General features: G+C 33.5%; 9 protein-coding genes. 3 read left to right on the forward strand and 6 right to left on the reverse strand.

What is annotated here, in order from left to right; translation table 11 throughout:
* Positions 1-198: 198 nt before the first annotated feature.
* Positions 199-1,113, reverse strand: a complete 915-nt coding sequence (locus ICJ84_RS11570) for a FecR family protein (RefSeq protein ID WP_188216569.1) — start codon at positions 1,111-1,113, stop codon at positions 199-201.
* 341 nt (positions 1,114-1,454) lie between these two features.
* On the opposite strand from ICJ84_RS11570, the gene ICJ84_RS11575 reads away from it, so the two are divergent.
* Positions 1,455-2,000: an RNA polymerase sigma factor gene (locus ICJ84_RS11575; protein ID WP_194408558.1), complete on the forward strand. Its 546-nt coding sequence runs from the start codon at positions 1,455-1,457 to the stop codon at positions 1,998-2,000.
* Between the two features lie 68 nt (positions 2,001-2,068).
* On the opposite strand, the gene ICJ84_RS11580 is transcribed toward ICJ84_RS11575, so the two are convergent.
* The 4 genes from ICJ84_RS11580 to ICJ84_RS11595 form a co-directional block, all read right to left on the reverse strand.
* Positions 2,069-3,124 carry a thioredoxin family protein gene (locus ICJ84_RS11580; protein WP_188216570.1) on the reverse strand — a complete coding sequence of 352 codons (1,056 nt, stop codon included), beginning with the start codon at positions 3,122-3,124 and terminating at the stop codon, positions 2,069-2,071.
* Positions 3,125-3,200: 76 nt separating this feature from the next.
* Positions 3,201-4,619 carry a RagB/SusD family nutrient uptake outer membrane protein gene (locus ICJ84_RS11585; RefSeq protein ID WP_188216571.1) on the reverse strand — a complete coding sequence of 473 codons (1,419 nt, stop codon included), beginning with the start codon at positions 4,617-4,619 and terminating at the stop codon, positions 3,201-3,203.
* Positions 4,620-4,630: 11 nt separating this feature from the next.
* Complete coding sequence (locus ICJ84_RS11590; protein WP_188216572.1) at positions 4,631-8,206, reverse strand: SusC/RagA family TonB-linked outer membrane protein; 3,576 nt, start codon at positions 8,204-8,206, stop codon at positions 4,631-4,633.
* A 237-nt stretch (positions 8,207-8,443) separates the two neighbouring features.
* Entirely contained in the window at positions 8,444-9,610 is a 1,167-nt protein-coding gene (locus ICJ84_RS11595; protein ID WP_188216573.1) for a FecR family protein, read from the reverse strand.
* A 122-nt stretch (positions 9,611-9,732) separates the two neighbouring features.
* On the opposite strand from ICJ84_RS11595, the gene ICJ84_RS11600 reads away from it, so the two are divergent.
* Positions 9,733-10,314, forward strand: coding sequence for an RNA polymerase sigma factor (locus ICJ84_RS11600; protein ID WP_317173665.1), 582 nt, complete (start codon positions 9,733-9,735; stop codon positions 10,312-10,314).
* A 216-nt stretch (positions 10,315-10,530) separates the two neighbouring features.
* Complete coding sequence (locus tag ICJ84_RS11605) at positions 10,531-10,749, forward strand: hypothetical protein (protein WP_188216574.1); 219 nt, start codon at positions 10,531-10,533, stop codon at positions 10,747-10,749.
* 375 nt (positions 10,750-11,124) lie between these two features.
* On the opposite strand, the gene ICJ84_RS11610 is transcribed toward ICJ84_RS11605, so the two are convergent.
* Positions 11,125-13,236 carry a glycoside hydrolase family 97 protein gene (locus ICJ84_RS11610; RefSeq protein ID WP_188216575.1) on the reverse strand — a complete coding sequence of 704 codons (2,112 nt, stop codon included), beginning with the start codon at positions 13,234-13,236 and terminating at the stop codon, positions 11,125-11,127.
* Between the last annotated feature and the right edge of the window lie 6 nt (positions 13,237-13,242).

Below are 13,242 nucleotides of genomic sequence, written 5' to 3' on the forward strand. Positions count from 1 at the left end.
GGTTTCTGTATCGAAACCTAGATTTGCTAAAGTTAATTTCCATAAATTTGTTTTTGTTGTTAGTTTATTAATTAATGACTGCTTTAAGGGGACCAATGTTATATAACTTTTCCAGGGTTGAACAGGTCCCTTTTTTTTATAAAACTGAATTCATACTGTAAAATTTTAAGATTAAACAATTCTAATATTTCTATTGTATTACTTTATAATTAGGCGTTTATTATTGATTTCATAATTATTTATAGAAGTAGTCATTATGACATTCATAATCTCTTCTATACTTTGATTTCTTCTTAAAACACCTATAAACCTTGTGCTTTCCAATGATTTATTTTCGAAGTGTACATCCATATCATACCATCTTGATAGCACTTGCATAATATTTTTTAATGTTTCACCTTCAAAATTAAACACCCCTTCTTTCCAAGATGTTACGTATTTCACATCAACCTGTCTTACATCTATTGACTGATTAACCAAGTGACTTACTGCTTGATCATTTGGCTTCAATATTTTTTCAATACCATGAAAATTAATTGCCACTTTCCCTTCTACTAATGTGGTTTGAATATCCTGATCTTCATGATAAGCTTTCACATTAAATTCTGTACCTAGAACTTCTATCTCTTGATCACCCTTTACTACTTTAAAACTTGCTCCATTGTGATTTGTACTAGGTGACACATCAAAATAAGCTTCACCATATATAAGTTCTACGCCTCTGGAATCACCATGAAATGCAATAGGATATCTCAATTGAGAGTCTGAATTCAACCAGACTTTAGTTCCATCTGCCAATTCTAACTTAAACTGGCCACCTCTGGGAATAGTAAGCGTATTAAACTTGGTGATTGATGACGATTGACTATCCTTTCCTAGGTGATAAACTAAGGATTTATTATTTCCGTTAGCAATATTGGAAGCATAGGTATGGTCATCGCCAAGTTCGATATTTGTACCGTCATCTAGAGTCAAAACGGCCTGATTCGAACCTGGTATAATTTGATTATTAACAATTACGGGGATTAACTCTTCTTGATTAGCATTAGTTAAATTTCCTTTTAACACATAAACCAAAGAAACAAATGCCAGTAAAACAGCTGCAACTGCCATAACCCTTTTTAAGACAAGCTTTTTAGAATTTTGTGACTTATAGACAAATTCTTCAATTGAATATCTATGATCGTACTTTCTTTTTGATTGAATTAATTGATTTAGCTCGATAAATTCATTAAAGTATTCCAGATTAGGACTATCTTCGAGCCATTTGGCTAAATACATAGATTCCTCAGGAGAAATCGTATTATCCATTAATCTTAATATTAATTTATCTATTTCATTAACTTGCATTGACATTAATTTATTAGTTGGACGTAAAAAACAATAAAAACCCTAATAAGAATTTATATTTTTTTTTCTTTTGTAAAACATTTTATAACAAACAACCGAAAACCTTGAATATTAATGAAGAAATAAACATTAGCTTTAAAGCTATTAAGGAAGGAGATAAAAAGGTGTTTGAAAAGCTGTATTCAGAATACTTTCCTAAACTGTTTCTTTTCTTAAGGGCTTATACCAATGATGATACCATGGCTGAAGATGTTGTTCAAGATGTTTTTATAAAAATTTGGAATAAAAGAAAGCAACTATCCGTTAAAACATCTTTAAATAGTTATTTGTATAAAATTGCCTATACAACATTAATGGATAAGCATAGACATCTCAAAAAAGATAATAATATGCTCTCCTCTTATTATTACACTGCTTTAATTTTAAGTGCTGAAAAAGGAAAGAATTTAAGAGATCAACAATTAACCAACCTTGATAAATGCATCAATGAATTACCCGACAGATGCAGAGAAGTATTTTATGAGAATAAAATAAAGGGACGGAAATATGCTGAAGTTGCAACCACTTTTGAAATAACTATTAAGACCGTTGAAGCTCACGTCGCTAAAGCTTTTAAGATCTTAAGAGATTGTATGAAAGGGGAATTCTAATTTCACATATACTTAAAAAAAAAAGCGCAACTTAATTAGTTACGCTTTCATATACTGATGTATTCTTTTTATCTGTAAACAGACCTTATTATATAGCCCTTTACTCCTTCGTCGTCAACCAATTTTAATAAACTGTCCTTTTCTTCATCGGTTAAAAACTTCTTAATTCCTGGAATTAGAATATAAAGCATTAAATCTTTTTCTCTTTCACTAAGGTTCGGAATTGTGTTATTAATTTCTTTTAAAACGTCGTCTTTTCCTATATTTGTTAATTGCAATATTGCTGCCGATTTAAATGCTGGTACTGTTTTCAAATTTGATATACCTAAACCATTCACGTGTTCAAATTTTTCATTTACAACCTCAACCGTTGCTTTTGCTGTATACCCTTTGGCAATCATTCCAAAATACTGCTCATATTTACTCACTAAGATAGAATCGACTCTATTTTTTCCCAATTCATTTCTAAATTCATTTCTATGGTCTTCAAAAAAAATAGCTTTATCAGAATCTAAAGGAGCAAACTTTTCAAAGACAAAAACAGCTTCTTCACTTACTTTCTCTTTACCACTCAAGCTATTGTAAAAATCATTAACTAGTGAGTCTGGTTTTATTGTACTGGTTTCTATCAACGCTTGCAAATAAGCCGACACTGTTTTATTATCTCGCTCACCAGAATTATATCGTTGTTCTAATCTCCCATAGGCTTTATCGTTATTGAAAGTTGTATTTACTTTTTCAATAAACTTTTGGGTATCTAATATTCCACCGGCAAACATATGCACCAATTCACCTTTTTCATCTATTACGACAAAAGTAGGATACGCTCTAATCTTGTATTTATTGGCTAACCTTGGTCCTTCTTCTCCTGATTCCGCATTTAACTTCAAGCTTACAAACTTTTCATTAAAGTATTCACCAACATCTTCCTTTGGAAATACTTGTGCATCCATTAGTTTACATGGACCACACCAGCTGGTGTAAAAATCTATAAAAACATATTTTTTCTCTGTTTTAGCTTTTTCTATAGCTCTTTCAAGACTCAAGTCCTGAAACGAAACTCCTTGAGCCGAAGCTATAAGTACCAGCAATAAACAAGGTATTAGAAATACTATTTTTTTCATAATGATATTATATTTTCAATCAGAAAAGTGTCACTTTTATAAAATCAACACTTTCCTGACAGATATTATTATTAAATTATTCGTTATCAGTTAAATTAGGATTCTGGTCTAATACCGTTTGCAGAAACCTTAGTACCAATCGTTCTTTTGTTAGACTATAACTATTTATTACATTCCCTTGGTTATCATAAATAGCATGAGAATAACTGGACACTGGAGTAGGTATGTCAGCATCAACCGTTAATCGACGTACATCGAACCAATAAAATCCTAAACCGGCAAATTCGCGTAATCGCTCATCAAAAATAAATTGAAGTAAAGCTTTTCTATCTGATGCTATATTAGTTGGAACAACTGCAAATTGAGCAGGCATTCTGTGACGTCTGAATTCTTCAAGCACCTCAACCGCACCTTCTAAATCGTTAAGTCTACATTTAACTTCAGCATTAAACAAATAAATTTCCTGAATTCGAACACCGCAGGCGGTTTGCCCACTGCCTGTAACTTTTCTTTTTGCACCTTCAATTGAATAAGCACCACCACCTCTAATATTTGATGAATACAAATTTAAACGTAAGTCATTTTGATCATATAAAGCCATTACCTCCGGTTTTACAGCAAACTCACTTGATGTATTTGCCCAGTTGTTTACCATTTGTTTCCCATAAAGACTTTCAGGATCAGTATCAACCCGTTGACCTCTATAACCTTGATTATAATCTAGTAAACCTGCGTTAATCCCCATTGTACTCATTTGGGTAAAAGCATCTTCTAAATAAGGTTTAGCTTTTTCATATTCCCCCATAAACATATAGGTTTTTCCAAGTAATGCATTACCAGCTGCTTTTGTTAATCGAAAACGACTTATTACCGAAGTAGGCAAATAGGGAATGGCAGAGGTTAAGTCTTGAATAATAAAATCGTAGACTTCCTTTACAGTTGCTCGAGTAAAATTTGATGCCACAAGATCGGCTTCAGTAATTAATGGAAAACCTAAATCGGTGGCAGATGTTTCGCTATTATACGGCAAGCCATAATAGTTAATTAATAACAGGTACACCCAAGCTCTCCCAACTTTAGCTTCGGCTTGTAAGGCTAATTTATCTTGCTCTAAACCATCGGTTGCCTGTAAAACCTCATTTATAATTTTATTATAGATATAAAGGTTTTCCATTGTATTTTCAAGCTCGCTCGAATTTTGTTCGGCTTCATAAACTAAGCCTTCCCACTTATAGAGGCGTTGTGTACGTAAAGCGGCACTACTAAATTGAGGTTCGAAAGCTATAAATTCAGGTCCCAAAGGCACCTGTGCATTAGTCGAGGTCATATTCACTAAATTTAAATTGTAGAACATTTTATCATAGTCTACAACCTTATCGGCTATTAATCTACCTTTTGGAATAACCTCAAGAAAATCATCAGAACAAGAGGTTATTAATAACATTCCAAGGCAAAAACAAGTTATTTTATAGAGTGTTTTATGTAAAAGTTTCATAGATATATTTTTTAGAATTTAACATTTAACCCCAAGGTTATTCTCTCGCCTGGTTTTAGTGCTCTACTCCCGTCGAAAAAATGATATTCAGGATCTATTCCGTAGTCATTATCAGCCCATAATAAAATGTTAGAAACTTGTCCTCTAACAGTTACCTGATTAATCCAACTGATGTTTCCAAAGATTTTTGAAGGGAGTCTATATACTAAATTTATATCTCGAATTTTTATGAAAGAACCACTAATAACATTACTATTCCCATAAACGTAATAATTTGTATAACGTGTGCCGTCTTCAGCTACTACATGTCTAGGAATATCTGTAGTATTTTCATCTCCAGATTGTTGCCATCTGTTTAGGAAATCTTCATTTATATTTCCTGAAAGGAAATTAAAATTACCAGGTAACAAGCGGGTTCCGCTATAGAAATTATTCACATCACGGCGCATGACATGTCCAAAACTATAAACTGTATTAATGTTTAAAGATAGATTTTTGTATGCGAATGTATTTCCGAAACCACCATTCCATTTAGGCTGCGTTGTTCCCATAAACTTAATATCTTCTGGAGTCGTTACATTTGGATCTTTAGTGATTGTACCATCTGCCAAACGAATTTGCGGATCACCGTTCTCATCAAGTCCAACATAATCGTAAGCAAACAATCCAAAAGTTGGATACCCCACTACAAATTGCTCTCTAACTCTTACATCTCCAGAGGTTGTTTCTTCCGTTAAATTAAGTTTAGTAAGTGTATTTTTATTGTAGGCTATATTTAATGTTGACGTCCAAGAAAAATCTTTAAGGACAATATTTCGTGTTTGAAGAGACATTTCAACTCCATCATTTTCAATATCTCCTAAATTCCCTGTTACACTGCTATAACCTGTAAGAGGATTTGTTGGAATGGTACCCAATAAATCTTCTGTTCGACGTTGATAATAATCGATAGACCCCGAAATACGACCAATAAAATTGAAATCGATACCAAAATTTTTAGTCGCTGTACGTTCCCAGCTTAATTTTCGGTTTCCGGGAGTTGATATTCTCAAACCGGTTTCTGGAAAAAAGAAACTTGATGTTGGTGTTAAAATATCGAAAGATGCCGCCGATCCCGGCCTTGGAGCATTACCTGCAATACCATAGGTTGCCCTAAGCGCCAACATATTTAACCATCCAGAATTTTTCAAAAAAGTCTCTCTTCCTAAATCCCATCGACCACCAACACTCCAAACAGGTTTATTCTGCGCCGATTTATCTAAACCAAATAAATTACTCTGGTCATTTCTAACACTCGCATTTAACGAATATTTTTGGTTATAAGTATAAGCCACATTACCGTAATATGAAGTAAATCGACTTATTGTTTCTCCACGTCCAAAATAACGCTCCTGATTTAAACTGCTAAAAACTAAACCGTACAATGGAAAATTATAAGCATTAGGCTTAACCACATTATCTACGCGAGCCAAATTACCATAATCTATTTGCTCATAAGTTTGAAGACGGTCGTCATAACCCCTAACCTGACTAGTTTTAACAATACTAAGTTGCTCCTGAGCTTCCTGACCAGCAATTAAATTAAGCTGATGCTTACGGTTATTCCAATCTTTAATATAAGATAGTTGATTTCTTATGGTCCAGGCTTTAACATCTGTGCCTCGAGTTGCATATTTACCACCCGTTGACGGCAAATAATAAACCGGTGCGGATCCAGCTGAAGGCACTACTGTAAATTCGACCAACTCGGTACGCTCTCCAATAGCTAAATGATCAGTGTAACTTTCATTATCGACAATATTTACCGTATAACCATATTTTCCCTGAAACTTCAAGCCTTTAACAATATCGGCATCAAAACCTAAAATATTTCTAATAGATTTAGTGTTACTTTTTGTATAGGCATAATCGATTTCATTAAGCGGCGTATAGCTTAGATTTATGCGACTTGCATCTTCCATAACCGATCTAATAGAATCGTTTAGTTCGGTCATATAAGACATTTCTATATTGTTTCCGTTTGCATCTCTAAACAACTGATAGGGTAAGAAACGACTATCAATATTTATATTATTCGGGCTGAATTTATCTTGATAGGTAATATCTGTTATCAAATCGATATTAACCCGCTTACCAACATCGAAATTCTGTCTGAAATTTAATTTATATCTATTATCCTTTTCTCCTGGAGTGTGGCTTTGTGTACCGGTGTAATTTCCAGAAGCATAAAACGAATATTTATCGGCACCACCAGAAACAGAAAGTGTATGTGTTGTTAAAATAGAAGGGCGATACCAAATTTTTTCAATTTGGTCTCTATTGTTTATAGAAGCCAGGCTATCTAAGCTCCTTCTGGCAGCTCCACTGCTAATAACACCTCTGTACTCATCATACAAAATACGTTCATGAGGAGGAATACCGTTACCCGAGGTTGTAAATCCTGTAACAGAATTATATGGGTTCCTTACCGGATCGAAAATATCTTCAACAACCTGAATAAAATCTTTACTCTCTAACGTTCTTAAATAATCTAAATCTGATCTACCTTCAGTTGATACAAACGTATCGTATTGAAACTCTGTTTCTCCTGTTGAGTTTCCCTTTTTGGTATTTATTACAATAACGCCATTGGCTGCTCGAGCTCCCCAAATGGAAGCAGCAGTAGCATCTTTCAATACTGTAATATCTTTAATATCCTGAGGATTGATGTTAAGTAACCCTGATAAAGCTATTGCACTTGTTGATTGCGGTGCGATATCTGCAATAGGTATGCCATCTACAACAATTAAAGGACTTGTTTGTGTGAGCTGTAAAGTTGATAATCCGCGTACTAAAATAGGATTAAATAATTCTGCTCCAGGACTTCTGTTAACCGTAAGACCTGGGACTAAACCATCTAAACGTTCGGCGACATTCATACTACTACTACGGTTTTGAAACACGTCCATATCTGGTTTTGAATACGAACCGGCGCTGCGCTCTTTTGAAATAGTTTGATAACCTGTAGAAACTAATTCAACAGCATCAAGCTCAGCAATATCCTCTTCAAGAAGGATATTAATAACGTTTTGATTATCGACCAATACTTCCTTCTTCTTAAAACCAAGTGCAGAAAACACTAAAATGTTCTCTGATGATGGCACTACAATAGAATATTTACCATCAAAATCTGTTGATACTCCTTTTAGCGTGCCTTTAATTAAAACCGTCACTCCCGGGATGGGCAAACCTGTTTGATCTAAAACCTGACCTGTAATTTTTATACTTTGAAAAATTGAAGATTTTTTAATTAATATGGTGTTATTTGCCGTAAGAATAACATCCAAATCTCCCCCTTTAAGACTTTTGCTTATAAGGGCATCCATCCATATTACCCCTTTATTTAATTGAACTTTAGGAAAGTCTTTAAATAGTTCTGCTTTATAAATAAACATGTAATCTTTGGTCTGTTCTCGAATAATATCAAACACTTCATCAACTGTAACCGTCTGGTCTCTCTCAATAACAATTTTAGAATTTTGAGATTCTAAATGAACTGAAGATAAACCAAAGACTGTAGTACATAAAAAAAAGATAAATGTTCTCATACACAGAATAAGAAGCCGTTTTAAAAAACGCCTTTTAGTTAATTTAATTTCCATAAATTTGTTTTGGTGTTAGTTATTTGTAATTAATACTGTAAGCGGAGGGATACCAGTTTTCTACTTTGGACGGTGTAAACTGATTTCCTCCTTTTTTTGTTTTTTAGTTAGAATTATTTCTGTTTTAAATCATAGGCTTTTACTATTTTTGAGCGTTATTTCTATTGTTAGTATTTTCAATCTCTATTTTATAATAAGTTGTTTATTACTAATCTCATAACTATTAATAATTTCAGCTCCTTTTATACTAGTTAAAATATCTTCTATTGTATGATTTTTACTCAACCTTCCTGTAAATCTCTGATACTTTATACTTTCATTTTGAAACTTAACATCCATATCATACCATCTTGAGAGCACTTTCATTATTTCACCTAAAGGCACATCGTTAAAATCAAAATTCCCATCAATCCAAGAAATCACTGTGCTTGTATTAACTTTTCGTTTAATTAGTTCTCCATTAGACTTAATTAATTCTATCTGTTCTCCTGGAATTAAATTTTGCTGTACAGCATTCGTTTTTAAAAACACCTTACCCGATACTAATGTCGTGTAAATAATAGATTCCTCTTTATAGGCTTTTATATTGAAAGTTGTCCCTAAAACCTCAACTTCCTGGCTATTATTCAAGACTTTAAAGTGTGAACCAAGATGTTCTGAACTGTGAGACACATTAAAATAGGCTTCTCCGTAAACCAATTCTACTTCGCGAGTTTGCCCTTCAATAAAATTTACAGGATATTTTAATTGTGATTCTGAATTTAACCATACCTGAGTGCCATCTGACAATTTCACGAAAAACTGACCTCCTCTAGGAATTGTGAGTGTGTTGAATACTATCTTTTTAGAAGTACTCTCATTAGGTTTATAAACTAATTCTTCCCCATTACTTATGGCATCTTGGGTTTGCATAGAAGCACCTTTAGTAAAGATTATTTCTTCACCATCGTCTAAAGTTAAAACAGCCTTATTTTCTCCGGGTTTAATATTGTTGTTTACAACTACGGGAACTAACTCATCTTTTGAATTACCTACCAAACCATTAAAAACAAAATTTCCTATTAACAAAGCCACAACTACAATAGCCGCCGCGTAACCAGACCATCTATAAATTTTTAAGCGTCTTTCTTTACGTTTTTCTTCACGGATTATTTTTAAATAATTTTTCTTAAAAATTTCCGAATTAAAAGAATTCATACCGGAATCCATTAAATAATTCGATTTAATGTAGTCTTTAAATAGTTGGTTGTTTTTAGAGTCTTTAAGCCATTCATTCAAATGAGCCAAATCATCAATATTTGCCTCATTTGCAAGAAATTTCACTGATGCTTTTTTATCTCTTTCTGTCATTTTATAAAAGGTTATACTATTATTACGGATGAGAATTAATACCACCCACATTTTTTAGAAAAAAAATTATATGTTTACACAAACTTTCAACTTATTTAACACTTAATCCGACTTTTATTCAGGTGAATAGCAACATCCTTATTGAAAATTTAATTGAAGGAAATGAAAGCGCCTATGCTTACATCATGGATGAATATTACACCAGATTATGTATTTATGCTCAGGGACTAACAAAAGATAAATTTAAGGCCGAAGACATTGTGCAGAATGTGTTTTTTAAAGTCTGGCACAAAAGAAAAAAGCTATCGTTTGACATCTCTATAAAGAACTACTTATACAAAGCCGTTTACAACGAATTTATAGACCAGTACCGAAGAAGTAGAATTATGTCTCCTCTAGAAGAAGAGCATATAAAACACCTGAATTCTATTGTTGAGGAACAAGATTACACCGAAATTAACAGATTAATTGAAGTTGTAAAAAAAGAAATTTCAAACCTTCCTCCAAAGTGTAAAACCATTTTCACCATGGCTAAACTAGAAGGACTTACTTATAACGAAATTGCAGAACACCAAAACATATCTGTAAGAACCGTAGAGAACCAAATGTATAAGGCTTTTGAAATTATAAGACAGAAAGTTGGTGATAAAATGGAAGGCATTTTATTCTTATTATTTAAACTTAATCCTAAAACCAACTATTAAACGCTTATTTTAATGAGATATTAAACTTGTAACTATTACTTTAAAGAATTTGAACCTACAAGACGACGCGTTCAAAAATTTTGCTGTAACTCCTGCAGATCTAAAGCACACAATGCGAAGAAATCAAAACAGTCAAAATTACCAACTTCCAATATTGAAGATACCATTGTACCGGCCGATAATAATCCCGAACAAACCAAAACAAAAGTAGAAGCTATGAGTATGCAAGGCGTTGCAAATGCAACTATTGGAACTCTACTTGCAGATTGGATAAGACTGGGACTCACAAAAGACATGAATAAACAGGCTACTAAAGGTGACTTAGTAGAATTGGTAAAGCATATCACAAAGCGCTATCATAAAATATTAAACCACCCACCAAGACAAGATGGTGCCCTACCCTATTTTGACCTTCATACCAATAGTATAAAATAGTCCTTTTTACCGTTAGACAATTAATATTAATCTTCTTCATTAAACCTAAGAATAATATGTGTATTTTAACGTATATAAAATAAAAACAAGTTGTGTTGCATTAATACTTGAAAAATGGAGCTTGTACTAAGAATTTACTGCAAAAAAAAAAGAGAACCTATTTCTAAATTCTCTTGCTTCGTAGCGGGAACAGGACTCGAACCTGTGACCTTCGGGTTATGAGCCCCAAGACTTCCATTTAAAAAACCATTTTACTGAGGTTTTCCGCTGTTAATTTACTTAAATCGTATGCTAAAACGTATGCAGCTTTAGTTTTCTGATTATATGTGTAAATTTAGAAAAAAAGTCCCATTCCCAATAAAATTTCATTAAAAACTATTCTTCCATAATACTTATAGCATATCCCCCACCTTCTACACTATTTAATGACAACTTCGTCTTATTAGTCACTTTCATTTTTCTTATCGTGTAAGCCTGCGGATTCGTTTTGTAATTAGCATCCTTAGCATCGGCATAAATAGTTGCTGTATATTTTTTATCCTTATCCAAGAAGTCTAATGAGATATTAGATTCTCGGGTTTGTTTTCCATTAACATTACCCACAAACCAATTGTTTGTACCCTTAGCTTTTCTTGCAATGGTGATATAACTTCCTGGTTCTGCTTCTAAATACACACTTTTATCCCAGTCAACCGCAACATCTTTTACAAACTGAAAAGCATCTAAAAACTTATTGTAATTTTCAGGTAAATCGGCTGCCATTTGCAACGGGCTGTACATAGTAACATAAAGCGCCAACTGATTGGCTATAGTGCTATTAACATGAGAATTGTTATTCGGATTTAATTTGCTTATATCCATTTCGAAAATACCAGGAGTATAATCCATTGGTCCACCTATTAAACGGGTAAAAGGCAATACTGTAACATGATTAGGTTTTGAGCCTCCAAAGGCCTGATACTCGGTGCCACGAGCCGATTCATTACCTATTAAGTTAGGATATGTTCTGGCTATTCCTGTTGGTCTAACCGCTTCATGAGCATTTACCATAATCTCATAATTAGCTGCTTTTTCAATAGCATATTGGTAGTGATTAATCATCCATTGGCTGTAATGATTCTCTCCTCTTGGTAAAATATCCCCAACATAACCACTTTTAACCGCATTGTAACCATGATCTTTCATAAACTGATAGGCTGCATCCAAATGTCTTTCGTAGTTTCTAACGGAAGAAGATGTTTCGTGATGCATAATCATTTCAACTCCTTTAGATTTTGCGTAAGCTTGAATTTCGTCTACATTAAAATCAGGGTATGGCGTTACAAAATCGAATACATAATCTTTGGAGTGTCCAAACCAATCCTCCCAGCCAACATTCCAACCTTCTACTAAAACGCCATCAAAACCATGTAAGGCCGCAAAATCAATGAGTTCTTTTACGCGCTTGTTGGTCGCTCCATGTGTTCCATTAGCAGTAGCTGTACCATATTCAGTCACTCCTAATTTCACAGCTTTAAAATCGTTGGTATATGCCCATGAACTTTTTCCTGTAATCATTTCCCACCAAACACCTACATACTTCACAGGTTTAATCCATGACGTATCTTCAATAACACATGGATCATTTAAATTATAGGTTATGCGTGATGCTAAAATATCTCTGGCATCGTCACTGACCATAACGGTACGCCAAGGGGTGTTGGCTGGAGCAATCATATAAGGTTTTGTCCCTTGTACATCGGGAGTTAGCCAAGCGTTAAAGACCATATTTTCATCATCTAATTCCAAATGTAATACGGAATAATCTATTAAAGCGGCTTCATGAATATTAATATATATACCGTCATCGGTTTTCATCATTAATGATGTTTGAACGCCTGTTGAAGAAAACGACTTTTGCGACAGGTTTCCGGTAATCGATTTATCCATCAATCCCCGAATTTCAGACAAACGAGATTCGGTATAATCGTATTCCTGAGTATCATAATCTCCTGGAATCCAGAATGCCGTATGATCTCCAGTCATAGCGAACTGTGTTTTTTCATCTTCAATAACGAAATGTCCTAGATTAGGTTGTTCTGGAAATTCATAACGAAACCCTACTCCTTCATCAAACACTCGAAAACGGATATTCATTAAACGTCCCGTTGATTCCTGTTTTAACTTAACAAGCATTTCATTATAGTGATTTCTTATCTCACTTTCTTCTCCCCAAACCGGTTTCCAGGTCTCGTCAAATGTTGATGTTTCATAGTCTAAAAGTGTAAAACCATTATCCAAATTTTCAGATTCCTTAAGCGTAAATCCAAGTTTACTAGACTTAATAATTGCTTTATTTTTATAGGCTATTTTATATCCCGGAGTTCCATTTTCCTGAAGTATAAAATCTAATTGCACTTCTTTATTAGGAGAGATTACAACTTGAGCCAATATCGTATTACTGTAATTCAGAAGACATATTACAGTGAAAATAAGTTTTCTTATCATTTTAAA

This window comes from Aestuariibaculum suncheonense, assembly GCF_014596935.1.
Taxonomy (GTDB): Bacteria; Bacteroidota; Bacteroidia; order Flavobacteriales; family Flavobacteriaceae; genus Aestuariibaculum; species Aestuariibaculum suncheonense.